Here is a 25,102-nt window from a genome sequence, read left to right on the forward strand (position 1 = left end):
AGTCACCATGAAACGATACTCGCTGAGCCTGCGGCTCGGCGGGGTTTGTCTTGCGCTCATCTGCTCCGCCGCGCAGGCGGAGTCACTGACGCTGACACAAACCCTTGCCGCCGCAGAGCGCTACTCTGCTGAGCTCTCTGCCAACCGTAACGAAGCCCTGGCGCTGGATGCGATGGCCGATTCCGCCCGCCAGTTGCCCGACCCCAAACTCAAATTCGGCATTGAGAATGTGCCGGTGCAGGGCAGTAACGACCGCCGTTTGACCCGCGAAGGGATGACCATGCAGCGCATTGGCGTGATGCAGCAGTATGTCAGCGCGGAAAAACGCGATCGCAAGGCCGACACCTTGCTGGCCGAAGCGCGCAGCGTCGAGGCCAAATCCCACGTCGTGCGCGCAGCGCTCCAGCGTGATACCGCCCAGGCGTGGCTTGAGCTGGCGCTTTCGCAGCAGGCGCTGCATAGCGCCCGGCAACTCGTGGCGGAAACAGAGCGTCAACAGAGTGCGCAACGCGCCAGCGTCGGCACAGGAAACGCTTTGCCGGACAGCGTACTCGCCCTGCAAATTAGCCTTAGCGCGATGCGTGATAAAGTCACTCTTGCCGAGCGGGATGTACAGCTGGCACAAACCCGGCTGATGCAGTTGACCGGGCAGCCGGTTACCGCCGTCAGCGGCGCGCTTCCTCGCTATCAGCGTCTGCCCGCCGATGAGAAAACGCTGGAAGAGGCCATTCGCCAGCATCCCGACATCCTGTCTGCCGCAAGCGTTGCCAACCGCGCCAAAGCCCGCTCGGCAGAGTCGGCGATTGCCGCCCTGCCTGATGTCGAAGTAGAGGTGTGGTATGGGCGGCGTGCCGAGGGGTATGAAGATATGGCCGGGGTGATGTTTACCGTCGACCTGCCGCTGTTTCAGTCCCGCCGCCAGGATAAAGATCACGCCGCCGACGTCTCCCGCACTTTGCAGGCTAATGACCAACTGGCACTCGCCGAGCGTGAGCATCTCGCCGAACTTCACACCCTGATTGCCCAGTACAACGCCGCGCAAACCCTCTGGCAGCGCCAGCGGGATGAGGTGCTGCCGCTTTTGCGCAGCCGTGCTTCGCTGTTAGCGGCTCAGTACCGCGCCGGGCAGACCGATCTCCCGGCGCTGCTTGAGGCGCGCCGCAGCGTGCTCGACGGTGAACTGGCGATCAATCAGGCCGAAAAAACGATGGCGCAGCAGTGGGCAGCGATTCGTTGGCTTATCCCGCAGGAGGTGATGTGATGAAAAGAACGCTGTTAGCCGTGGCGGTTGCTGCCTGCGTGGCGGCCAGCGCCGGTTACCTTACTGGTCGCCAGCAGAGCGTGCCCGCTGAAAACAGCCAGCCGCCACAGGCGCGCAAAGTGCTCTACTGGTACGACCCGATGGTGCCGGATCAGCGCTTCGATAAACCGGGCAAATCGCCCTTTATGGATATGCCGCTGGTGGCGAAATATGCCGATGATGCGCCCGTTGACGGCGGTGTACGCGTCAGTGCTCAACAGCAGCAAAACCTCGGCATGACCACCGCCAGGGTGGAGAGACGAGCGCTCGCCAGCGCTTTCAGCGCGTTTGCCACCGTGGCTACTGATGAACGCGCGATGCAAATCGTACCTTCACCGGCGGCGGGCGTGGTGGAGAAACTCTTTGTCCGCGCGCCGCAGCAGTGGGTGAAAAAGGGCGAGGCGCTGGCGCAGCTCTGGATCCCGCAGTGGACCAGCGCGCAGCAGGAGTATCTGGCGGTGCGCCAACTCGGCGACAGCGCACTGACGCGTGCTGCCCGTGAACGGCTGGCGCTGCAGTTTATGCCGCAAGAGGTGATTCGCGCGGTGGAGCGCAGCGCCAAAGCGCAGACCCGGCTGATCGTTCGCGCCGCGCGCGACGGCTATGTCACTAAACTCGATACCCGAGAAGGGGCGCAAGTCGTCGCCACGCAAACGCTGTTTGAACTGGCGAGCCTCGATCCGGTCTGGCTGGTGGTCGATTATCCGCAAAGCCAGGCGCAGGCGCTGACGGTTGGCAGCGAGGTGGAAGCGATCAGCGACAGCTGGCCGGGCGAGCGATTCCACGGTCGCGTCAGCGAACTGTTGCCGCAGCTCGCCAGCGCCACGCGCACGCTGCAAGCGCGCATCGTGCTGGAAAACCCGCAACAGAAGCTGAAACCCGGCATGTTTCTTACCGTCACCCAGCCGGAAGGAGCACAGCAGCCTGCGGTGCTGACGATCCCGGAAGAGGCGGTGATCGAAAGCGGGCGCGCCAGCCGCGTGCTGCTGGCAAGCGGCGAGGGGCATTTCCGCGCGGTAAATGTGACGGCCGGACGGCGGGCGCAGGGCTGGCGGGAGATCCTCTCCGGGTTGCAGGAGGGCGATGAGGTGGTTACTTCCGGCCAGTTCCTGATCGACTCCGAAGCGAGCCTGCGCAGTGCTTTGCCGCAGCAGCCATCTTCTGTCCCAAAAACGCCGGAATATCGAAGCATGGGCGTGGTGCAGGCGCTTGATAGCGGCACTATCACCCTCAGCCATCAACCGATCCCTGAGCTGAACTGGGGAGCGATGACGATGGACTTTACGCTTACAGATCCCGATCCGCAGGTGAAGGTGGGCGATAAGGTGATGTTCAGCTTCACGCTGAATGATGAGGTGGGCGCGGTCATTACCCATCTTATGCCGGAGGCGACGAAATGATTGCTGCCGTGATTCGTGCGTCATTACGTAACCGCCTGCTGGTTCTGCTGGCGGCACTTCTCCTCACCGGTTGGGGCATCTGGTCGCTGCAACGGGCGCCGCTCGATGCCCTGCCCGATCTCTCGGATGTGCAGGTGGTTATTCGCGCCAGCTATGCGGGCAAGGCACCGCAGCTGATTGAGGATCAGGTGACCTATCCGCTGACCACTGCCATGCTCTCGGTGCCAGGGGCGAATACCGTGCGTGGCTACTCGATGTTTGGTGATGCCTATGTCTATGTGCTGTTTGACGATGACACCGATCTCTACTGGGCGCGCTCGCGGGTGCTGGAGAGCCTGAGTCAGATTCAGGCATCGCTGCCCGCCGGGGTGGAGGTGGGCCTTGGGCCGGATGCTACCGGCGTCGGCTGGATCTATGAGTATGCGCTGGTGGATCGCAGCGGTCAGCATAACCTCGCCGATCTGCGCGCCCTGCAGGACTGGACGCTGAAATTTGAGCTGAAAACTATGCCCAATGTTGCCGAGGTTGCCAGCGTTGGCGGGATGGTGCGCCAGTACCAGATTGTGCCGGACCCGCAAAAAATGCGCGCGCTCAATATCACCCATCAGCAGTTAGTAAGCGCGGTGCAGGCGGCAAATCAGGAGAGCGGCGGCGCGCTGCTGGAGATGGGCGAAGCGGAGTTTATGCTGCGCACCAGCGGCTATTTGCGCCAGCCGGAGGATTTTCGCCAGACGGTGATCGCCAGCCGCGACGGCGTGCCGGTGATGCTTTCCGATATCGCGACCGTGCGCCTCGGGCCGGAGCTGCGCCGGGGCGTGGCGGAGTATAACGGCGAAGGCGAAGTGGCGGGCGGCGTGATTGTTATGCGCTATGGCAAGAATGCGCTGGAGACTATTCATGCGGTCAAAGCGAAGCTTGCTGAGATAGAAAAAACGCTGCCCGCGGGCGTGGAGATTGTCCCGGTTTACGACCGCTCGACGCTGATTGAGAGTGCCGTCGGCACGCTGACCCACAAGCTGATTGAAGAGTTTATTGTTGTCGCGCTGGTCTGCACGCTGTTCCTGTTCCACTTTCGCTCGGCGCTGGTGGCGATTGTCTCGCTGCCGCTGGGCATTCTCGGCGCGTTTATCGTCATGCACTACCAGGGGATCAACGCCAATATCATGTCGCTTGGCGGAATCGCGATTGCCATCGGCGCGATGGTCGATGCAGCGATTGTGATGATTGAGAATATGCACAAAGTGATGGAGCAGTGGCGGCACGATAACCCAGGATGCCTGCCAGCGCGGGGTGATTACTGGCGCTTCTCCGAGCAGGCGGCGGTGGAAGTCGGCCCGGCGCTCTTTTGCAGCCTGCTTATCATCACCCTGTCGTTTATTCCGGTTTTCTCGCTGGAGGCGCAGGAGGGGCGCATGTTCTCGCCGCTGGCATTCACCAAAAGCTGGGCGATGGCCGTCGCCGCAGGGCTTGGCATTACGCTGGTGCCGGTGCTGATGGCGCTCTTTATTCGTGGCAAGATCCCTGATGAAAAGGCCAACCCGATTAATCGCGTGCTGATCCGCCTGTATGAACCGCTGCTGGATAGGGTACTGGCGTGGCCGAAAGCGACGCTCGCCATCGCGCTGCTGCTGTTGCTGGCGACCGCCTGGCCGCTCAGCCGCCTTGGCAGTGAGTTTATGCCGCCGCTGGATGAGGGCGATCTGCTCTATATGCCCTCGACGCTGCCGGGCATTTCCGCCCGTGAAGCGGGGCGCTTGCTGCAACAAACGGACCGTCTGATCAAAAGCGTGCCCGAGGTGGAGAGCGTATTTGGTAAGGCGGGCAGGGCGGAGAGCGCGACCGACCCTGCACCGTTGACCATGCTGGAGACCACCATCCGCTTTAAGCCGCGCACGCAGTGGCGGCCCGGTATGACGCCGGAAAAACTGATCGACGAACTGGATAAAACCGTCAGCGTGCCGGGCATCGCTAATGTCTGGGTGCCGCCAATCCGTAACCGCCTCGACATGCTGGCGACCGGCATTAAGAGCCCGGTGGGAATTAAGGTGAACGGCAATAATATTGCCGATATCGAGCGCGTGGCGCAGCAGATTGAGCAGGTGGTAAAAAGTGTGCCGGGCGTCACCTCCGCGCTGGCGGAGCGTCTGGCGGGCGGCCGCTATGTTGATATCAACATCAATCGCCAGCAGGCCGCGCGCTATGGCGTCCCGGTGCAGGAGTTGCAGTCTCTGGTCTCAACCTTGGTCGGCGGCGAGAAGATTGGCGAGGTGTTACAGGGGCGCGAGCGATTCCCCATCAATGTGCGTTATCCTCGGGATCTTCGGGCGAATGTCGACGATCTGCGCGCATTACCAGTGATCACCGCCAGCGGCAGCCAGATTGCGCTCGGCGACCTGGCAGAGGTGGTGATAACCGAGGGGCCGCCGATGCTGAAGAGCGAAAATGCGCGCTTGTCGAACTGGATCTATGTCGATCTGCGCGGGCGCGATTTGAAATCAGCGGTAGAGGAGATGCAGCAGCGTGTTGCGCAGCAGGTGAAGCTGCCGCAGGGCGTCACGCTCAGCTGGTCCGGGCAGTTTGAGTATCTCGAACGCGCGACGGCGAAGTTGAAAATTGTTCTGCCAGTGACGCTGATGATTATCTTTGTTCTGCTGTTTATTACCTTCAAACGGGTGAGCGATGTCTTATTAATTATGGGAACATTGCCCTTCGCATTAATAGGCGGCGTCTGGTTGCTCTGGCTGCTGGGATATAACTTGTCGGTGGCTGGCGCGGTGGGTTTTATAGCGCTGGCCGGCGTGGCGGCGGAGTTTGGGGTTATTATGGTGCTCTACCTCAATCACGCGCTTGAGAAATATCGCATCACTGAATCCGCTATGCCGAATAAGCAACTGCGTCTCGCAATACATGAGGGGGCGGTATTACGCGTGCGCCCGAAAGTAATGACGGTGGCAACCATTATGGCCGGGCTGCTGCCGATCATGTGGGGCGGCGGTAGCGGCGCAGAGGTGATGAGCCGTATCGCGGCACCGATGATTGGTGGGATGGTTACCGCACCGCTGCTCTCAATGCTGGTGATTCCTGCGCTCTATTATCTGCTGCATCGAAAGCGCTGACCTTAATATGCGCCCCGGCAACGGGGCGCTTGATACTTTATTAAGTTTTGTAACTAGACATAAAATGGGACTCTTCCTGGCAGGTTTAAGAACAACACTAATTTCGTTAAGGAACGATTAAGGTAAGGTGTCGGAAAATAGAAGTTGATTTGTAATATGGAAAACCTGTTGTGGCTGTTTATAAAAAATTTAAATATTTCGCTGTCTTTTTGTGTTGCCAGCTTTCACTGATTTCAACACTTCACGCAGCAGACAAACCCTGGTACACCGTTTTCGCTGACAACGTTAAGCAAACGTGGCAGCAGCCAGATAACTACGATCTCTATGTGCCTGCCATTACCTGGCATGCGCGTTTTGCCTATGACAAGGATAAAACCGATCGCTATAACGAGCGTCCGTGGGGCGCAGGCTTTGGTCAGGATCGCTGGGATGAGAAAGGAAACTGGCACGGGCTTTACCTGATGGCGTTTAAAGACTCCTTTAACAAATGGGAGCCGATTGGCGGCTACGGCTGGGAAAAGACCTGGCGCCCGCTGGCGGATGAGAACTTCCATCTTGGTCTCGGTTACACCGCCGGCGTTACCGCGCGCGATAACTGGAAGTACATCCCGATCCCGGTGCTGCTGCCGTTGGCCTCAATCGGCTATGGACCGGCGACGTTTCAGATGACCTACATCCCCGGCACTTATAACAACGGTAACGTTTACTTCGCCTGGATGCGCTTTCAGTTTTGATCGGTTTGTCGCGTGCTAGCGAACAAAGAGTAAACAACGCTAAAAACGCGGAATAAAGCGTCATTGGAAAAAAAGTTCGCGACATTTATCACTTTTTCGCGAATAACGACTGGACAAAACTCGCGACAATTGTTGTACTGATACCCGACACAGCATTTGTGTCGTTTTTTCATGTAAAGGTAATTTTGATGTCTAAGATTAAAGGTAACGTTAAGTGGTTTAATGAATCCAAAGGATTCGGTTTCATTACTCCGGAAGATGGCAGCAAAGACGTGTTCGTACACTTCTCTGCAATCCAGAGCAATGGTTTCAAAACTCTGGCTGAAGGTCAGCGCGTTGAGTTTGAAATCACTAACGGTGCCAAAGGCCCATCTGCTGCTAACGTAATGCCTGTTTAATCAGCGCGTACAGCAAGAATTCCAAAACCCGCCGCAAGGCGGGTTTTTTATTGCCTTCAGTTCGCGTTAGCGGTTGAGAAGAGCCAGAACGCCAGGGCGGTCATAGCGAACGATCCCAACAGGTTAACGGCGATATTCAGCAGCGCCCACCCTGCGCGCCCTTCCTGAAGTAAAAAGACCACTTCCGCCGAAAAGGTGGAGAAGGTCGTCAATCCGCCGCAAAAGCCTGTGGTCACCAGTACTTTCCACACGGGATCGATATGCGCCATACGGTTAAACCACGCCAGCCCGGCGCCAATAATAAATGCGCCAATTAAGTTAGCCGTCAGCGTACCAAGCGGAATGATTTGATGAACCGGGTTGAGTTTCATACTCAGCATCCAGCGCGCCACGCTGCCCGTGCCGCCGCCGATAAAAACCGCTAAAAGGAGTTGTAACACTGAGCTATCCTGCTATCTGATAAATGAATGTGGCGAGTTTACCGTTGTGCCGGGAAACTGGCTATGGCAATACTGTAAGGAGAAACGTGATGATTGTTGCTGCCGGACAATTTGCTGTCACACCGGTGTGGCAAACTAACGCCCGAACGTGTGTAGAGTTGATGGCGGAGGCTGCGCGTCAGCAAGCATCACTGCTGGTGCTGCCAGAGGCATTACTGGCGCGGGATGATAAAGACCCGCACATGTCGGTGAAATCTGCACAGCGGCTTGATGAGGGCTTTATCAGCCTGCTTTGCGAGGAGAGCCGCCGCAACACCCTGACCACCATACTTACTGTGCATGTTCCGTCGACGGCGGGTAGAGCGGTTAATACGCTGGTGGTATTGCGCGGCGGGGAGGTCATCGCGCAGTATGCCAAGCTGCATCTTTATGATGCGTTTAGCATGCAGGAGTCCGCGCGGGTCGATGCCGGAAACGCATTGCCGCCGCTGATTGAGGTGGAGGGCATGCTGGTCGGTCTGATGACCTGCTACGATCTGCGTTTCCCTGAGCTGGCATTATCGCTGGCGTTGCAGGGGGCTGAACTGCTGGTGCTGCCCGCCGCGTGGGTGCGCGGGCCACTAAAAGAGATGCACTGGGCAACGCTGCTTGCCGCGCGGGCGCTCGACACTACGTGCTATGTAGTGGCTGCCGGCGAGTGCGGCAACAAGAATATTGGCCAAAGCCGGATTGTCGATCCGCAAGGTGTTACGCTTGCGGCAGCAGCTGAAGAGGCCCGGCTAATATTTGCCGAAGCGTCTGCTGAGCGTGTGGCACAAACGCGGGAGAAGCTGCCCGTGTTGCGCAATCGCCGTTTTGCGCATCCTCAATTGTTGTGATGTTTTTTTAATCAGTGCTTGATTCATCTCGTTACAGATTGCTATTGTGTGCGCGCACTGAATGACCGTTAATGGTGTCGGGTTATCAACGGTGCTTTTTACAGCCTGTTTTATGAAAGAAGGTATCTATGGGTGAGATTAGTATTACTAAACTGCTGGTCGTGGCCGCGTTAGTGGTTCTGCTGTTTGGAACCAAGAAACTGCGTACACTGGGCGGCGATCTTGGCGCAGCGATCAAAGGCTTCAAAAAAGCCATGAACGATGATGATGCCGCGAAGAAAGACGCTGACGTCGTTACCGCAGAGAAACTCTCTCACAAAGAGTAATCCGCCACGACAGGCGAAAAAAAACCGGCTCTCAGGCCGGTTTTTCTGTTTTCAGTGTAAGTAAGTGTTACTTCACTTCCATCCCTTTGGCCTGCAGATCCGCATGGTAAGAGGAGCGGACGAACGGACCGCACGCGGCATGGGTAAAGCCCATCGCCAGCGCTTCCTCTTTCATCTCTTCAAACTCATCCGGGCTGACATAGCGCTGCACCGGCAGGTGATGACGGCTCGGTTGCAGATACTGGCCCAGCGTCAGCATGGTGACGCCATGGCGGCGCAGATCGCGCATCACTTCAATGATTTCCGCATTGGTTTCGCCTAAACCGACCATCAGGCCCGATTTCGTCGGGATCTCCGGATGCGCTTCTTTAAAACGCTCCAGCAGTTTCAGCGACCAGTTGTAATCCGCGCCCGGACGCACCTGGCGGTAGATACGCGGCACGTTTTCGAGGTTGTGGTTAAACACATCTGGCGGCGTGGCGGTGAGAATATCGAGCGCGCGATCCATACGGCCACGGAAATCCGGCACCAGCGTTTCAATTTTGATCGATGGGCTCTTCTCACGAATCGCGGTAATGCAGTCAGCAAAGTGCTGAGCGCCGCCGTCGCGCAGATCGTCGCGGTCAACGGAGGTGATCACCACGTAACGCAGCGCCATATCGGCGATAGTCTGCGCGAGTTTCAGCGGTTCGTTCGCATCCGGCGCAACAGGACGGCCATGTGCCACATCGCAGAAGGGGCAGCGACGCGTGCAGATGGCACCGAGGATCATAAACGTGGCGGTACCGTGGTTGAAACACTCAGCGAGGTTCGGGCAGGAGGCCTCTTCGCAAACAGAGTGCAGCCCGTTTTTGCGCATGGCAGCTTTGATACCCTGGATACGGGAGGAGTCGGCCGGGAGTTTGATTTTCATCCATTCCGGTTTTCTTAACAGGGCTTCACGCTCTGTTGCCACGTTTTTTACCGGGATAAGCGCCATTTTATCGGCGTCGCGATATTTTACACCGCGTTCCATCACAATGGGTTTACTCATAGCGTGCGTGTTCCAGTTGCGGGTGACGAAGAAGGCATTTCAATTCAAGGAGAAGTTGTATTTATCAACTATTTTTGAATTAACGTAGGCGCAGTATACCATCTCTGGCGGGGATAAAGCAGCCTGACGCGCTGCCAAATTGTGAAATAGTTGTTGTTTTGTGCTTTATGTCCGCAGGCCTTTTATCACCTTTCCTGGCGCTAGCGCGCGTTAAAACGCCCGTCTGATCACATCTACCACGCTCTCCAGCACCGGGTCGCGCAGGCTCAACTTATTGTAATAGAGCGAAATATCCAGCCGCTCATTGTTAACCGGCGGGAAGGGGATCTCGACCAGTGGCCAGCATTGGCGGAAAAGGTCATATAAACGGGAAGGCATTAGCCCGAGCAGATCGCTGTTACCAATCAATGCTGCGATTGTGAACATATTGTAACTACTAAAAGAGATCTGTCGTTCAGGGAAGAGATCCTGCATCCGTTGGCGCAGCGCACCCAGGTTTTGCCCCTCAAGCATCAACAGCGTGTGCTCATATTTCTGTAATGCCAGCTCATTAACCGGTTCATTCAGGCAAGGGTGATCTTTGCGGCACACCAGCATCAAACGGTCGGAAAAGAGAACGTGATGATTGATGGTACGTGAGCTGGCAATGTGGGTATCGATGATCAGGTCGGTCTGGAACTGACTGAGCTGGCTCTCGGCATCATTTATCGGAATGTTGCGCATCATCAGATGCGGAGCGCTCTCTTTAATCGCCTGAAAAACTACCGGGATCACCAGCGCGCCGATAGAGGGCGTAGTGCCCACTGTTATGGTGCGCTGCTTATCGTAGCTGCCGGTTAAATCAAGTGCGCCGAGAATCGATTCCAGCCCCTGGCTGATATATTCATGCAGATGGGCGGCATAAGCGGTTGGCGTGACGCCCTGGCCTTTGCGAATGAAAAGCGGATCGGGAAATATTGAACGCAGCTTTTGAATTGACTGGCTAATAGCAGACGGCGTCAGGTTCAGCACTTTCGCGGCGTTAACGATCCCTTTATGAACATATACCGCCTCAAAAATGGTCAATAAATTGAGATCAATATTGCGCAGGGTTCGGAAGACTTGCGGCTTATCATCCTGGGGACGCACTGTTATTCGCTTTTCCGGCAGGCTTTTATTATCCACGCTTGTGCTCCGTTTTCATTCGCAATATGAATGATAGTTGAATTTGTTTTATTTGTTTAACAGCAAACTGAGTTAACGTCCTGTCTCGTCTCATCATTACGTAGATTTTTCATCGCGATGCCGGGCAATGGAGTCGGGAAACAATTGGCCTGAAGCATATGTACAAAGTCTGGCGAAGCATGGTAACGCATATTAGCCAGAACGGTCAGGCAGGTTGAAAATAGAGAATATGGCTTCTATTGTAAAGCCTTAACAGGGCAAATAAATAACGACCCGCACAAATTGCGGGCCGTGATACATCATACATTAAGCGCTCATATATTGATGAGGCGGATTGTTTAGTAACGCTAAAAAGTGCTGGATAAGAATCGTCCTTATTTTCTCCACACTCGCGTTTTCAACAAGTTTGCTGACCTGCGTCATTTCCATGCCGGCGTAACCACAGGGGTTGATGCGCATGAAGGGTGCCAGATCCATATCAATATTGAGCGCCAGGCCATGGAATGAGCAGCCTTTACGAATGCGCAAACCGAGCGAGCAGATCTTCTTCCCATCGACATAAACGCCTGGCGCATCCGGACGTGCATTCGCCACAATACCGAGCTGCGCCAGGGTATTGATCACCGTGTTTTCCAGCAGCGTGACCAGTTCACGCACGCCAATTTTTCGACGCTTGAGGTTAATTAACACATACATCACCTGCTGGCCCGGACCGTGGTAAGTCACCTGGCCGCCGCGATCGCTCTGAATGACCGGAATATCGCCCGCGGCGAGCACGTGTTCGGCTTTTCCGGCCTGACCCTGAGTAAATACGGGCGGGTGTTCCACCAGCCAGATCTCATCTGGTGTGTCGTCATCGCGACGATCGGTAAAGTCGTGCATCTCCTGTGAAACAGGCGCGTAAGGCTGCAAACCAAGATTGCGGATAAGAATGATGTCCTGAGACAAAACGGCATCTCCGGCGGAGAAAAGAGTGCGGGGAGTATATCACAGCGAAAACGTTACCCGAATGGCTCCGGGTAACGTCATTAATGATTACAGCACCATGCGAACAATTTCGATATTGCCAAGCTCTTCGTACAGCGTTTCAACCTGTTCAATATGTGTCGCATTGATGGTAATCGAGACCGAGTGGTAATTGCCTTTGCTGCTCGGTTTTACCTGCGGAGAGTAATCACCTGGCGCATGGCGCTGTACCACTTCAACCACCAGATCAACCAGCTCAGGTTTCGCCAGACCCATCACTTTGTAAGTAAAAGGTGTCGGGAATTCAAGCAGTTCTTTAAGATTGGTTTTCATGTCAGCTCCGGCGTAAAAAATAACAACTCCTGCCGCAGGGGCAGGAGTTTTTTGAGATGTTCAGTATATGGGGGCAGAGATCACACTTTCAAGTGCGCACGTTTTAGCCAAACCAGTGGTGGAACATCAATTTGATGTAATCAATGATTTTGCCGAAGAAGTTGCCTTCCGGGATCTCCTGCAGCACCACCAGCGGACGCTGTTCGATGGTTTTGCCATCCAGCTGGAAGTTGATGCTCCCCACTACCTGGTTTTTCTGCAGCGGCGCGTGCAGCTCGCTGGTGTTGAGCACATAGCTCGCTTTCAGGTCTTTCATACGACCGCGCGGAATGGTCAGGTAGACATCTTTATCCACGCCCAGTGAGGCGCGATCGCTGTCGCCGAACCAGGCGGGCTCAGAGGCGAACTCTTTCCCGGCTTTCAGCGGGCTGACGGTTTCAAAGAAGCGGAAGCCCCAGGTGAGCAGTTTTTTGCTCTCGGTTTCACGCCCTTTAAAGGTACGCCCCCCCATTACGGCAGAGATCAAACGCATCTGGCCTTCGGTTGCCGAAGCCACCAGGTTGTACCCGGCGCGATCGGTGTGACCGGTTTTGATGCCGTCAACGTTGAGGCTGTTATCCCACAGCAGGCCATTACGGTTGGTCTGGCGGATGCCGTTGAAGGTGAACTCTTTCTCTTTGTAGATAGAGTACTCATTCGGCACATCACGGATCAGCGCCTGGCCAATCAGCGCCATATCACGGGCGGAGCTGTACTGGCCTTCAGCATCCAGGCCGTGCACGGTCTGGAAGTGGCTGTTTTTCAGTCCCAGCGCGTTAACATAGCTGTTCATCAGGCCAACAAATGCGTCCTGGCTGCCGGCGACGTAGTCGGCCATCGCCACGCAGGCGTCATTGCCCGACTGCAGATTAATACCACGGATAAGCTGGGAAACCGGCACCTGCATGCCAGGTTTCAGGAACATCAGCGAGGAGCCGCGGAACACCGGGTTGCCGGTTGCCCAGGCGTCATTACCGATGGTCACCAGGTCGCTCTCTTTGAACTTGCCCGCTTTCATCGCCTGGCCGATAACGTAACTGGTCATCATTTTGGTCAGGCTCGCCGGATCGCGACGCGCATCGGCGTTCTGTTCCGCCAGCACTTTGCCAGAGTTGTAATCGATCAGGATATAGGACTCCGCATCGATCTGCGGAACGCCTGGGATCATGGTTTTAATGTTCAGGTCATCGGCATGCGCAGCGGAGAGGGCAGCTGCGGTCAGCGCCGTGGTGAGCGCCAGGCGCTGCACGAAACGAGCGGAAAAAGTGGTCTTCATGGTCGAACAACGACATCCGTGATGGAGTTAAAAAAAAGTGCCTTACTATAGCAAAAGCTATACCGGCAGGCATCTGACTTTGCGCGTGAGAGTGTGAATCACACTTACACAAATTGACAAAATCAGACACCTTTCCTGACTACTGAGCGCGCGTCACAAAGGATTGCAACTGCGCTTCGCTCTGCAGACGCTGCTGCAAGGCGTTGGCTTCAGACTTATTGCTGAATGGCCCTAACTGAATACGCCACACCGCGCCATTCTGCGTCACGCGGCCCGGCACGGAGAACTGCTGCGCCAGACGCTGCTGGTACTGCTGCGCGCGGGTCTGATCGCTTACTGCTCCTACCTGCACCACATAGCTTCCGCTGGCCGCTGCAGCAGCAGCAGGCGCACTGGCTGCAGGTGTCGCGCTGTGAACGGTGCCCTGCACCGAGCCAGGTGCCGTTACCGGAGAGTTACGGGTAGCGGGCGCGGCCGTCTGCGTGACCGGCTCGCTCTGGTTAACCGGCGTGGTGGCGACAGGCTGAGTATTGGTGTTCATTGCGGGCTGCGCGGCCTCGCTGCTCTCCAGCACGCCAGAGGCGAGCGGCGTTTGCGCGCCGAGGAAACCACCGCTGCGCACCGGGGCGCCGGTCGGATCGTCGCTTTTCAGCGTGTCGTTACTGATCGGCTGCACGTTAGCCTGTGCTTCCGCTGGCTGAGCGTCGCCCGGCTGTGCGGCAATCGGCTGCATCGGTTGGGCTTCATTCGCCTGCGGCGCAGCGCTCATGCTGCCTCCGCTCAAATCGGGGCGCGCCGGCAGGGCATAGGTCTGCTGCGCCACTTTGGTACAGGCCATCCCCGGACCGGAGAGCGAACCATCCTGCGCGACGATAATCGGATCGATGCGCACTTTGGTGTTATTGGAGGTGTTGAGACGATCGGCAGAGGCGCGCGAAAGCGAGATAACGCGATCGTTGCCGTATGGGCCACGGTCATTGATGCGCACCACAATCATGCGCCCGTTCGCCAGGTTGGTAATGCGCGCATAGCTCGGGATCGGCAGCGTCGGGTGCGCGGCGGTGAGCTGCATCGGGTCGAACGCTTCACCGGAGGCGGTAAGATTGCTGCCCGGTTCGGCGTCATAAATGGCGGCAAAGCCCGCCTGGCTGAAGCGGGAGGGATCCTGCACGATGGTGTAGCGTTTACCGTCGCGCTCATAATCCTGATTCGCCGTGGCGCTAGGCGTTTCATAACGCGGCTCCGCGCCGCTAATCTCCACCACCGGGCCGTTGCAGACCGCAGGCTGCGGCGCAACCATCGTCTGCTGCTGATTATCATTACTCGTACAGGCCGCCAGTAACCCTGCTGCTATACAGATCCCAGGCCAAAGCTTATGCATTGCGCACCTCTTATACGTTCTTGGACAACATTTTTCTGTGGGTATGGATCGACATTACGATACCAAACCCGGCCATGAGTACGATGAGGGCGGAACCCCCGTAACTGATCAGCGGCAGCGGAACGCCTACCACCGGCAAGATACCGCTTACCATACCAATATTTACGAACACATATACGAACAGAATCAGCATCAAACCGCCGGCCATCACCCGGCCAAAGGTGGTTTGCGCTCGCGCGGCGATCCACAGCCCGCGCATGATCAACAGCAGATAGAGTGCCAGCAGGATCAAAATCCCCACCAGGCCCAGCTCCTCCGCCAGCACGGCGAAGATAAAGTCCGTGTGGCGCTCCGGCAGGAACTCCAGCTGCGACTGGGTGCCGTGCAGCCAGCCTTTGCCGCTGAGGCCGCCGGAACCAATGGCGATTTTTGACTGAATAATATGGTAGCCCGCGCCGAGCGGATCGGTTTCCGGATCGAGCAGCATCATCACGCGCTGGCGCTGATAATCATGCATCAGGAAGAACCACATTATCGGAATAAAAGCCGCAACAAGCAGCGCGGCAATGCCGATTAGCCGCCAGCTCAGGCCGGAAAGAAACAGCACAAACAGCCCTGAGAGCACCACCAGAATTGAGGTGCCAAGATCCGGCTGTGCCGCCACCAGCAGGGTAGGGACAAAGATCAGCACCAGCGCGATGCCGGTATTTTTCAACGACGGCGGGCAGACATCGCGGTTGATAAAACGCGCCACCATCAGCGGTACGGCGATTTTGGCAATCTCCGAGGGTTGAAAGCGCACCACGCCGAGATCGAGCCAGCGCTGCGCCCCTTTGGAGATGGCGCCGAAGGCGTCAACCGCAATCAGAAGGATAACGCAGAAGACATAGAGATAGGGCGCCCAGCCTTCATAGACGCGCGGTGGCACCTGCGCCAGCACCACCATCACCACCAGCCCCATCGTAATCTGGCCGATTTTACGTTCGGTCATGCCGATATCCTGGCCGCTGGCGCTCCAGATAACGATCGCACTGTAAAACAGCAGCGCGAGGATGATCAGCAGCAGCGCTGGGTCGAGATGGATCTTATCCCAGAACGATTTTTTGTTCGGATTATCCGTCATGATTATTGGTCCTCTGCCGCGGCTGTGGAGGGGTTTTCCGCCGGCAATTCGGTGTTGTTGTCGCCAAGCATAATGTGGTCGAGGATCTGTCGCATGATGGTACCCACGGCCGGGCCTGCACCGCCGTTTTCCAGAATCATGGCAACGGCGACCTGCGGATTATCATACGGGGCGAAAGCGGTCATCAATTTATGGTCACGCAGACGCTCGGCAATACGGTGAGCGTTATAGGTTTCGTTCGCCTTCAGGCCAAAGACCTGCGCGGTACCCGATTTCGCCGCCGCTTTGTAAGGCGCGTTGGCAAAGTATTTGTGACCGGTACCGTTAGGGCGGTTTGCTACGCCATACATGCCATCTTTGGCAATTTCCCAGTAGCCGGAGTGAATATCACCCACCGGCGGCTGCGTTGGCTGCTTCCACGGCACTTTTTTACCGTCCTCAACGGTGCTCATCAACAGATGCGGCACTTTTACGATACCGTCGTTAATCAGCGTCATCATTGCTTTGTTCATCTGGATAGGCGTAGCGGTCCAGTACCCCTGGCCGATGCCGACCGGGATGGTATCGCCCTGATACCAGGGTTTCTTAAAGCGCTTCAGTTTCCATTCGCGGGTTGGCATGTTGCCGGAGCGCTCTTCCGAAAGGTCGATACCGGTGTAGTGGCCGTAACCGAACTTGCCCATCCACTCGGAGAGCCTGTCGATGCCCATGTCGTAAGCAACCTGGTAGAAGAAGGTATCGGCAGACTCTTCCAGCGATTTGGTGACATTCAGATGGCCGTGACCCCATTTTTTCCAGTCGCGGTACCGTTTTTCGGAACCCGGAAGCTGCCACCAGCCGGGATCGAACAGGCTGGTATTACGGTTGATCACCCCGGCGCTGAGCGCTGAAACCGCGACATAGGGTTTAACCGTGGAGGCGGGAGGGTAGACGCCCTGGGTGGCGCGGTTAATCAGCGGCGTGTTCGGGTCATTGAGCAGCCCGGAGTAATCCTTGCTCGAGATCCCGTCAACAAACAGGTTCGGGTCGTAGCTTGGCGTCGAGACCAGCGCCAGAATACTGCCGGTGCGCGGGTCCGTTACGACCACTGCGGCGCGGCTGCCAGCGAGCAGGGTTTCAATATACTGTTGCAGTTTAAGATCGAGCGTCAGATAGATATCGTGTCCCGCCTGCGGCGGCACCTCTTTCAACTGGCGGATCACGCGGCCACGGTTGTTCACTTCCACTTCTTCATAACCGGTCTGGCCGTGCAGCACATCTTCGTAGTAGCGCTCGATGCCGAGCTTGCCGATATCGTGGGTCGCGGCGTAGTTGGCGAGTTTGCCATCTTTATCCAGCCGCTCGACGTCTTTATCGTTGATTTTCGAAACATAGCCGATTACGTGCGTCAACGCAGAGCCATAGGGGTAGAAGCGACGTTTATAGCCTTTTACTTCCACGCCGGGAAAGCGGTACTGGTTGACGGCGAAGCGCGCCACCTGCACTTCGGTGAGGTTGGTTTTCACCGGAATCGAGGTGAAGCGGTGCGAGCGCGCGCGCTCCTTTTTGAAGTTGGCGATATCATCATCGTTCAGATCGACCACATCGCGCAGCGCGTCGAGGGTTTGCTGCACGTTATCGACCTTTTCCGGCATCATCTCCACCTGGTAGATGGTGCGGTTCAGCGCCAGCGGCGTGCCGTTGCGATCGTAAATAATGCCGCGACTGGGCGCGATGGGCACCAGTTTGATGCGGTTTTCGTTGGAGCGGGTTTGATAGTCCGCAAAGCGGACAATTTGCAGGTTATACAGGTTGGCGATCAGCACGCCGGAAAGCAGCAATATACCCGTAAAAGCGACCACTGCCCGGCGCACAAACAGCGCGGACTCAGCCGTATAGTCGCGAAAAGAGTTCTGTAATTTCATCCGCTGCTAAATCCGCCTAAAACTCGTTACTCACGGTGATAAGGATGGTTGGTCGTAATACTCCATGCGCGATACAGGCTTTCGGCAACCAGCACACGCACCAGCGGGTGAGGAAGAGTCAACGCTGAGAGCGACCAACTTTGTTCAGCTGCCGCTTTGCAGGCGGGAGACAACCCTTCCGGGCCGCCGATCAGCAGGCTGACGTCGCGTCCGTCCTGCTTCCAGCGTTCCAGCTCATGCGCCAGCTGCGGCGTATCCCACGGTTTGCCGGGGATATCAAGGGTGACGATGCGGTTTTTGCCGGCGGCGGCCAGCATCAATTCACCCTCTTTATCGAGGATCCGCTTGATATCCGCATTTTTGCCGCGCTTGCCGGCGGGAATTTCCACCAACTCAAACGGCATATCTTTTGGAAAGCGGCGCAGATACTCAGTAAAACCTGTCTGTACCCAGTCCGGCATTTTTGTGCCGACGGCGACGAGTTGCAGCTTCACGCATCAACTCCAGAGTTTTTCCAGCTCGTACAGACGACGGCTCTCTTCCTGCATGACATGGACCATCACGTCGCCCAGATCAACCACCACCCAATCGGCGGCGCTTTCGCCCTCTACGCCCAGCGGCAGCATGCCCGCCGCGCGGGACTCCTGAACCACGTGATCCGCAATAGAGGCAACATGACGGCTTGAAGTGCCGGTACAGACGATCATGCAATCGGTAATGCTCGATTTGCCCTGAACGTCAATGGCGACGATGTCCTGACCTTTCAGGTCATCAATTTTGTCGATAACAAAATCCTGGAGTGCTTTACCCTGCAAGTGTTCCCCCTGGGTGAGTAAAAAATGTACTGGTCATAAACAGCCTGACATTATACCTGAAAGACGGCGAATGTCGGGACAAAAGTCCAGGCTTCGCGACATGAAAAGTGGGCTATCATCCCATCCTGGCCGCGCGATTGCATCGCCAATTTTGTAAAACAATTTCTGCGCGCGGAGAATAGCAGCCTGCGGGGTGCTGTCAATCACCGAATCACTCCGGCTTAAAAGATGGATGAAAAAGCGGCTACTTCTCGTCAGGATGCCAGACCGCGCGGCTGTTTAGCACCCGCAGGGTGGCAAAATCGTCACGCATATCTACCCGGCTCCAGCATCCCTGAGCGATATGGAAATGCCACAGCGATGAGGCGGGCATACCCAATAGACGCGCAATCATCACGCTGAGAACCCCTTGATGGCTGGCGATAAGCACATTTTTATGTGTCTGGTTCAGATCCTGCAACATCGTCACCACGCGTTCGATCCTCGCCGAGAAATCCTGAAAACCTTCGCCATTGGTGGGCACGGCGTGCTGCCAGTCCGTACACCAGGCGGCGTAGCGTTCGGGATCGTCGTGGGTTAAATCGCGATGGTGGCGCATCTCCCAGTCGCCAAAAAACATCTCATTGAGCAGCGGCGTGGTGTGGACTTCTATCTTCCGCGAGGCCAGCACGTGTGCCGCGGTATGGCGCGCACGTTCCAGCTCGCTGCAAAGCACATAATCGAACGGCACGGCATGGAGGAGTTGGTGAAGAGTTTGCGCCTGCGCAACGCCTTTTAGCGTTAAGGGGGTCGGGGCATGCCCGCTGTAGAGCCCGGCCACGTTCGCTTCGGTCTCACCGTGGCGTATTAACCAGAGTCGCATACACTCCTCCTGTTTATAGCGCGGTTAGCGGTAGAGGTTCTGCTGATGGATGTAGTCGAGCACGGCGGCGGGCAGCAGATCGTCGCACGGCTCATCGCGCGCTAGCCGCTGGCGAATCTGCGTGGCGGAGATATCAAACCACGGCGTTTCGGCGAGATAGATTTTACCAGCGGGCAGGGTGTGCAGATCCTCCACGCGGGTTGTCAGATGGGCATCCAGCCAGCGCTGCTGCGCCTCTTCGCGCATCGTCAGGGCATAACCCGGCCGGCGGCAGACCAGCAGGTGGCAGTTATCAAGAATGGTGTCGTAGCGATGCCAGCTGTGGAAGGTGAGGAGTGAATCCTGACCAATAATAAATGCCAGCGGAGCCTGCTCGCCAGCTTGCTGCCGCCACGCCTGTAGCGTATCGGCGCTGTAGGAGGGCTCATCGCGCAGCAGTTCGCGCTCATCAAGCGTGAAAAGCGGTTTATCAGCGATTGCCAGCTCGACCATGGTTTTGCGCTGCTGGCTGTCCGCTTCAGGCTGCGGGCGATGGGGCGGCACATTATTAGGCATAATCGTTACCTTCGACAGGCCAATCAGACCGGCCAGCGCTTCCACCGGTTTCAGGTGACCGTAATGGACAGGATCGAAGGTGCCGCCAAACAGCGCTTGTAACTGTTTCATATCAACCATCAATAAAGATGTCAGCGACGGCTTTGTGACAGAGTAGCAGAGAGAGCCCCTCCAGCTCAGCCCACACTGACTGACCGTAATCCTGCTTGACGATTAGCTCAATACGGCTCAGCAGATGCACCGCCTGGCGCAGCTGATCGGCACTCAGCCGGTTTAGCGCCTCCGTGGTGGTGCCGCGGCGGTTTTGCCACACCCGATGCTTATCAAACAGCGCGCGCAACGGCATCTGCGTCATCTGGCGTTTCAGCGTGACCAGCAGCAACAGCTCGCGCTGCACGGTACGTAGCAGGATCACCGGCTCGCACGCCTCCAGCCGCAGCTGGGTCAGAATATGTAGCGCGCGCTTACTCTTTCCGGCCAGCAGGGCATCTACCCAGTGAAACGGCGTAAAGTGCGCGGCATCATTAACCGCCTGCTCAACGCGGGGCAGGGTAAGCTTGCCATCAGGCCACAGTAACGTTAACCGCTCCAGCGCCTGCGCCAGCGCCAGCAGATTGCCCTCGTAGCAGTAGCAGAGGAGCTGGTTGGCGGCGTCGTCCAGCTCCAGCTTGTTCTGTTTTGCCCGTGCCGCGACCCAGCGCGGCAAGTTCGCCTGCTCAGGCGTCTGACAGCTAACCTGCACCACGTGCGTATTAAGCTGGGCAAGCCAGGCGGCGTTCTCCTGGGCTTTGGTAAGCTTATTACCACGTACAATCAGAATCAGATCCTGATGCAGCAGGCCAACCAGCTTTGCCAGCTGTTCGTTCATCGCCGCGTTTGGGCCGTTGTCCGGCAGCTGTAACAGCAGGGTTTGTCGGCTGGCGAACAGGCTCAGCGCCTGGCAAATAGAGAAGATTGCATCCCAGTCGGTGTTGGCTTCGAGCGGAAAGGTGTGATGTTCAGTGAAGCCTTGCGTGGCGGCAACCTGCCGCACCGCATCCTGGCTCTCTTGCAGCAATAACGGATCGTTACCGAGCAGCAGATAAGCCGAGCGCAGCCCTTCATTGAGCTGCGCGCGGAGTTGTTCCGGATAGAGCCTGAGCATCAGCTACCTGGCGTTGCCGGGGCGGGCGCCACGCTTGAGGAAACCTCACTATTTTGCGTATTTTTTGCATCCGCCGTACGCACGCTCGGCAACTGGCGAATCAGCTGCTCTGCGGCTTTGTTATACATCTCTTGTGTAATGATCTCCTGCTCAGCCGCTTTTGCCAGCGCCTTCTGCGGGTTATCAAAGAACGAACGGTACACTTTAGTACTGATCGGGTAGATATCGTGACCCGGTATCAGCACACTTGCGCGTACGGTCAGCACCATTTGATACTCTGCGGTCTGGCCATTCTGGAAGACGGAAGCAGTATCGCGTCCCATTAACACCGAGCCGAGACGCAGGGACGGCACATCCTGACGCAGCGTGCTGTCATCGAGCAGCGTCACGCCATTCAGGCGCAGCTGGCTACGAATAGCGCGGCTCAGCGGCCCATTTGGATCGCCGGAGTTAAAGATCATCGTTTTCATTTCCGGTGGCACCTGTGTAGTACTGCGCAGATGCCAGCCGCATCCGGCGGTGACCAGCACCGCCAGGGTTACGAACAGAGTTGCCAGATATCGCACGCTTCCTCCCGCGCTTAACCAACGACCAGATTGAGCAGTTTGCCCGGTACATAAATCACTTTACGTACGGTAACGCCCTCAAGATATTTCGCCACCAGGTGCTCCTGGCCTGCGCGTTCACGAACCTGTTCTTCTGTTGCATCGACGGCGACGGTAATTTTACCGCGCACTTTACCATTGACCTGAACCACCACCAGCGTGGTGTTCTCTACCATCGCTTTCTCGTCGGCAACCGGCCACGGTGCGTGATCGATGTCGCCTTCGCCGCCCAGCTCCTGCCACAGCGTGAAGCTGGCATGCGGGGTGAACGGGTTGAGCATACGCACCACGGCCAGCAGCGCTTCCTGCATCAGAGCGCCATACTGCTCGCTCTCCTGCGGCGCTTTCGCCAGCTTGTTCATCAGCTCCATGATCGCCGCGATGGCGGTATTGAAGGTCTGACGACGGCCGATATCATCAGAGACTTTGGCGATAGTTTTATGCACATCGCGGCGCAGCGCCTGCTGATCGTCGTTCAGCGCGGCCAGATCCAGCGGCGCAACGACGCCCCGGGCAGTGTGTTCATAGACCAGTTTCCAGACGCGTTTCAGGAAGCGGTTCGCCCCCTCGACGCCGGACTCCTGCCACTCCAGCGTCATATCAGCCGGGGAGGCGAACATCATAAACAGACGCACGGTATCCGCGCCGTAACGCTCTACCATCTCCTGCGGGTCGATGCCATTGTTTTTCGACTTCGACATCTTGCTCATACCGGTGTAGACCAGCTCATGGCCCGCAGCATCGGTCGCCTTCACGATACGGCCTTTCTCGTCACGCTCGACGATCGCCTCTTTCGGCGACACCCAGTTACGCTCGCCGCTTTCACCGAGGTAGTAGAAGGCGTCTGCCAGCACCATGCCCTGACACAGCAGCTGTTTAGCCGGTTCGTCAGAGGTGACCATGCCCGCATCGCGCATCAGTTTGTGGAAGAAGCGGAAGTAGAGCAGGTGCATGATGGCGTGTTCAATACCGCCGATATAGATATCAACCGGCAGCCAGTAGTTTGCCGCGTTCGGGTCCAGCATCCCTTCGTTGTACTGCGGGCAGGTATAGCGCGCATAGTACCAGGAGGACTCCATAAAGGTATCAAAGGTATCCGTTTCGCGCAGCGCAGGCTGGCCGTTAACGGTGGTTTTCGCCCACTCCGGATCGGCTTTGATCGGGCTGGTAATACCGTCCATCACCACATCTTCCGGCAGGATCACCGGCAGCTGGTCTTCTGGCGTCGGCATCACGGTGCCATCTTCAAGGGTCACCATCGGGATTGGCGCGCCCCAGTAACGCTGACGGGAGACGCCCCAGTCGCGCAGACGGAAGTTCACTTTACGCTCGCCGACGCCTTTCTCTGCCAGCTTGTCAGCAATGGCGTTAAAGGCGGCGTTGAAGTCGAGGCCGTCAAACTCGCCGGAGTTAAACAGCACGCCTTTTTCGGTCAGCGCCTGGGCGCTGAGATCCGGCTCGCTGCCATCGGCATTCAGAATAACCGGCTTAATGTTCAGCTGGTATTTGCTGGCAAACTCATAGTCGCGCTGATCGTGACCCGGAACGGCCATTACCGCGCCAGTGCCGTACTCCATCAGCACAAAGTTCGCTGTCCAGACCGGGATCGCTTCGCCGGTCAGCGGATGAATCGCTTTCAGGCCGGTATCGACGCCTTTTTTCTCCATCGTCGCCATTTCGGCTTCCGCGACTTTGGTGTTGCGACACTCTTCGATAAAGCTCGCCAGCTCCGGGTTATTCTGGGCAGCCTGCTGCGCCAGTGGGTGACCAGCGGCAACGGCCAGATAGGTCACGCCCATAAAGGTGTCCGGGCGGGTAGTGTAAACGGTCAGCTTCTCGTCGCTGTTCTGCACATCAAAGGTGATCTCCACCCCTTCAGAACGGCCGATCCAGTTACGCTGCATCGTTTTTACGGTATCCGGCCAGTGATCCAGCTTATCCAGATCGTTCAGCAGTTCGTCGGCGTAGGCGGTGATTTTGATAAACCACTGCGGGATCTCTTTACGCTCAACTTTGGTATCGCAGCGCCAGCAGCAGCCGTCGATCACCTGTTCGTTGGCCAGCACGGTCTGGTCATTCGGGCACCAGTTGACCGCGGAAGTTTTTTTATAGACCAGCCCTTTTTTATAGAGCTCGGTGAAGAATTTTTGCTCCCAGCGGTAATATTCCGGGGTGCAGGTCGCCACTTCACGGCTCCAGTCGTAGCCGAAGCCCAGCATTTTGAGCTGGTTTTTCATGTAGGCGATATTGTCGTAGGTCCACGGCGCGGGGGCGGTTTTGTTTTTCACCGCGGCGCCTTCAGCCGGCAGACCAAACGCGTCCCAGCCGATCGGCTGCAACACGTTTTTACCCAGCATGCGCTGGTAGCGGGCGATCACGTCGCCGATGGTGTAGTTACGGACGTGACCCATGTGTAGGCGGCCAGAAGGATAGGGAAGCATCGACAGGCAATAGTATTTCTCTTTGCTCTCGTCTTCGGTGACCTCGAATGTGCGCTTTTCTTCCCAGTGACGCTGTACGGTGGATTCTATCTCTTCCGGGCGGTATTGCTCTTGCATGGCAGCCAGTAGTCCTGTTTTTGCTACAGCTACAAATGTAGCGTTAATAGGTGGTTTTTAGTCGGCATAGCATAGCCCAAACGCCAGCCTCAAAACAGCCTTTCCGAAAAGCGCCGTCGAAATAGCCCTTCTCTGCGCCACATCACTTTTTCACCATGCAACAGGCGGCCCGGCAGAGGCGGAGGAAATTAACGTCTATCATTAAAATGAATCACTTAACCGGAGGCGAAACGATGAACAAGGTTGCGCAATTTTACCGTGAACTGGTCGCTTCACTGACCGAGCGCCTGCGTAATGGCGATCGCGATATTGACGCATTGGTTGAACAGGCTCGCCTGAGGGTCACACAAACGGGTGAGTTAACGCCAACCGAGACGGATGAGTTAATGCGCGCCATTCGTCGCGATTTGGAAGAGTTCGCCCGCAGCTACAACGAAAGCCAGAGTGAGGTCACCGATGGCGTCTTTATGCGGGTGATCAAAGAGAGCATCTGGCAGGAGCTGGCAGATATCACCGATAAAACCCAGCTGGAGTGGCGGGAGGTGTTTCAGGATCTGAACCATCACGGTGTCTATCACAGCGGAGAAGTCGTAGGGCTGGGAAATTTGGTGTGCGAGAAGTGTCATTTCCATCTCGCGGTCTATACGCCGGATGTGCTGCCGTTATGCCCAAAATGCGGCCACGATCAATTTCAACGCCGTCCGTTTGAACCTTAACAGCCAGCGCCTGCCCACAGCATGCGGGCAGGCGTA

Annotated in this window: 24 protein-coding genes; 8 read left to right on the plus strand and 16 right to left on the minus strand. The window is 56.8% G+C overall.

Going from position 1 to position 25,102, the window contains the following annotated elements; translation table 11 throughout:
- Positions 1-7 precede the first annotated feature (7 nt).
- The 5 genes from HF650_RS06925 to cspE all read left to right on the plus strand — a co-directional run bounded on the left by HF650_RS06925 (position 8) and on the right by cspE (position 6,948).
- Complete coding sequence (locus tag HF650_RS06925) at positions 8-1,261, plus strand: TolC family protein (protein WP_187801747.1); 1,254 nt, start codon at positions 8-10, stop codon at positions 1,259-1,261.
- The gene (locus tag HF650_RS06930; RefSeq protein WP_187801748.1) at positions 1,261-2,700 is read left to right on the plus strand and encodes an efflux RND transporter periplasmic adaptor subunit; all 1,440 of its coding nucleotides are present in this window, start codon (positions 1,261-1,263) and stop codon (positions 2,698-2,700) included. The genes HF650_RS06925 and HF650_RS06930 overlap by 1 nt, the downstream gene beginning before the upstream one ends.
- Positions 2,697-5,816 carry an efflux RND transporter permease subunit gene (locus HF650_RS06935; RefSeq protein WP_187801749.1) on the plus strand — a complete coding sequence of 1,040 codons (3,120 nt, stop codon included), beginning with the start codon at positions 2,697-2,699 and terminating at the stop codon, positions 5,814-5,816. The genes HF650_RS06930 and HF650_RS06935 overlap by 4 nt, the downstream gene beginning before the upstream one ends.
- A 227-nt stretch (positions 5,817-6,043) precedes the next feature.
- Positions 6,044-6,550, plus strand: a complete 507-nt coding sequence (pagP, locus tag HF650_RS06940; RefSeq protein ID WP_249118867.1) for a lipid IV(A) palmitoyltransferase PagP — start codon at positions 6,044-6,046, stop codon at positions 6,548-6,550.
- Positions 6,551-6,738: 188 nt separating this feature from the next.
- Positions 6,739-6,948, plus strand: coding sequence for a transcription antiterminator/RNA stability regulator CspE (gene cspE / locus HF650_RS06945; protein ID WP_007373839.1), 210 nt, complete (start codon positions 6,739-6,741; stop codon positions 6,946-6,948).
- A gap of 56 nt (positions 6,949-7,004) precedes the next feature.
- Here cspE and crcB read toward each other — a convergent pair whose 3' ends face one another.
- Positions 7,005-7,388 (minus strand): fluoride efflux transporter CrcB, encoded by a 384-nt coding sequence (crcB, locus tag HF650_RS06950; RefSeq protein ID WP_187801751.1) that lies wholly within the window; start codon positions 7,386-7,388, stop codon positions 7,005-7,007.
- Between the two features lie 89 nt (positions 7,389-7,477).
- Here crcB and HF650_RS06955 point away from each other — a divergent pair, with 89 nt between their 5' ends.
- Both HF650_RS06955 and tatE read left to right on the plus strand, forming a co-directional pair.
- Positions 7,478-8,266, plus strand: coding sequence for a deaminated glutathione amidase (locus HF650_RS06955; protein ID WP_187802627.1), 789 nt, complete (start codon positions 7,478-7,480; stop codon positions 8,264-8,266).
- Between the two features lie 128 nt (positions 8,267-8,394).
- Positions 8,395-8,592 (plus strand): twin-arginine translocase subunit TatE, encoded by a 198-nt coding sequence (gene tatE, locus HF650_RS06960; protein WP_023479962.1) that lies wholly within the window; start codon positions 8,395-8,397, stop codon positions 8,590-8,592.
- Between the two features lie 67 nt (positions 8,593-8,659).
- Here tatE and lipA read toward each other — a convergent pair whose 3' ends face one another.
- From lipA to leuS, 15 genes are all read right to left on the minus strand, one after another.
- A complete protein-coding gene (lipA, locus tag HF650_RS06965) occupies positions 8,660-9,625 on the minus strand; it encodes a lipoyl synthase (RefSeq protein ID WP_187801752.1) in 966 nt (321 codons plus the stop codon).
- 210 nt (positions 9,626-9,835) lie between these two features.
- The gene (locus tag HF650_RS06970) at positions 9,836-10,789 is read right to left on the minus strand and encodes a YbeF family transcriptional regulator (protein ID WP_187801753.1); all 954 of its coding nucleotides are present in this window, start codon (positions 10,787-10,789) and stop codon (positions 9,836-9,838) included.
- A gap of 306 nt (positions 10,790-11,095) precedes the next feature.
- On the minus strand, positions 11,096-11,737 hold the full coding sequence (lipB, locus tag HF650_RS06975; protein ID WP_187801754.1) for a lipoyl(octanoyl) transferase LipB: 642 nt from the start codon (positions 11,735-11,737) through the stop codon (positions 11,096-11,098).
- Positions 11,738-11,824: 87 nt separating this feature from the next.
- On the minus strand, positions 11,825-12,088 hold the full coding sequence (gene ybeD, locus HF650_RS06980) for a DUF493 family protein YbeD (RefSeq protein WP_017455881.1): 264 nt from the start codon (positions 12,086-12,088) through the stop codon (positions 11,825-11,827).
- A 103-nt stretch (positions 12,089-12,191) separates the two neighbouring features.
- A complete protein-coding gene (dacA, locus tag HF650_RS06985) occupies positions 12,192-13,403 on the minus strand; it encodes a D-alanyl-D-alanine carboxypeptidase DacA (RefSeq protein ID WP_187801755.1) in 1,212 nt (403 codons plus the stop codon).
- Positions 13,404-13,542: 139 nt separating this feature from the next.
- Entirely contained in the window at positions 13,543-14,784 is a 1,242-nt protein-coding gene (rlpA, locus tag HF650_RS06990; protein WP_187801756.1) for an endolytic peptidoglycan transglycosylase RlpA, read from the minus strand.
- 10 nt (positions 14,785-14,794) lie between these two features.
- Positions 14,795-15,907: a peptidoglycan glycosyltransferase MrdB gene (gene mrdB / locus HF650_RS06995; RefSeq protein ID WP_124969163.1), complete on the minus strand. Its 1,113-nt coding sequence runs from the start codon at positions 15,905-15,907 to the stop codon at positions 14,795-14,797.
- 2 nt (positions 15,908-15,909) lie between these two features.
- Complete coding sequence (gene mrdA / locus HF650_RS07000) at positions 15,910-17,811, minus strand: peptidoglycan DD-transpeptidase MrdA (RefSeq protein WP_187801757.1); 1,902 nt, start codon at positions 17,809-17,811, stop codon at positions 15,910-15,912.
- Between the two features lie 26 nt (positions 17,812-17,837).
- A complete protein-coding gene (rlmH, locus tag HF650_RS07005; protein WP_003858701.1) occupies positions 17,838-18,305 on the minus strand; it encodes a 23S rRNA (pseudouridine(1915)-N(3))-methyltransferase RlmH in 468 nt (155 codons plus the stop codon).
- A gap of 3 nt (positions 18,306-18,308) precedes the next feature.
- On the minus strand, positions 18,309-18,626 hold the full coding sequence (gene rsfS, locus HF650_RS07010) for a ribosome silencing factor (protein WP_187801758.1): 318 nt from the start codon (positions 18,624-18,626) through the stop codon (positions 18,309-18,311).
- A 244-nt stretch (positions 18,627-18,870) separates the two neighbouring features.
- Positions 18,871-19,488, minus strand: coding sequence for an adenosylcobalamin/alpha-ribazole phosphatase (locus tag HF650_RS07015; protein ID WP_187801759.1), 618 nt, complete (start codon positions 19,486-19,488; stop codon positions 18,871-18,873).
- A gap of 24 nt (positions 19,489-19,512) precedes the next feature.
- Positions 19,513-20,163 (minus strand): nicotinate-nucleotide adenylyltransferase, encoded by a 651-nt coding sequence (nadD, locus tag HF650_RS07020; protein WP_187801760.1) that lies wholly within the window; start codon positions 20,161-20,163, stop codon positions 19,513-19,515.
- Positions 20,156-21,187 carry a DNA polymerase III subunit delta gene (gene holA / locus HF650_RS07025; RefSeq protein WP_187801761.1) on the minus strand — a complete coding sequence of 344 codons (1,032 nt, stop codon included), beginning with the start codon at positions 21,185-21,187 and terminating at the stop codon, positions 20,156-20,158. The genes nadD and holA overlap by 8 nt, the downstream gene beginning before the upstream one ends.
- On the minus strand, positions 21,187-21,753 hold the full coding sequence (gene lptE, locus HF650_RS07030) for an LPS assembly lipoprotein LptE (RefSeq protein ID WP_187801762.1): 567 nt from the start codon (positions 21,751-21,753) through the stop codon (positions 21,187-21,189). The genes holA and lptE overlap by 1 nt, the downstream gene beginning before the upstream one ends.
- Before the next feature lie 14 nt (positions 21,754-21,767).
- A complete protein-coding gene (leuS, locus tag HF650_RS07035; protein WP_187801763.1) occupies positions 21,768-24,350 on the minus strand; it encodes a leucine--tRNA ligase in 2,583 nt (860 codons plus the stop codon).
- A gap of 233 nt (positions 24,351-24,583) precedes the next feature.
- On the opposite strand from leuS, the gene HF650_RS07040 reads away from it, so the two are divergent.
- A complete protein-coding gene (locus tag HF650_RS07040; protein ID WP_187801764.1) occupies positions 24,584-25,066 on the plus strand; it encodes a zinc ribbon-containing protein in 483 nt (160 codons plus the stop codon).
- Positions 25,067-25,102: the final 36 nt, after the last annotated feature.

Origin of the sequence: Kosakonia sp. SMBL-WEM22 (assembly GCF_014490785.1) — a bacterium.
Classification (GTDB): Bacteria; Pseudomonadota; Gammaproteobacteria; order Enterobacterales; family Enterobacteriaceae; genus Kosakonia.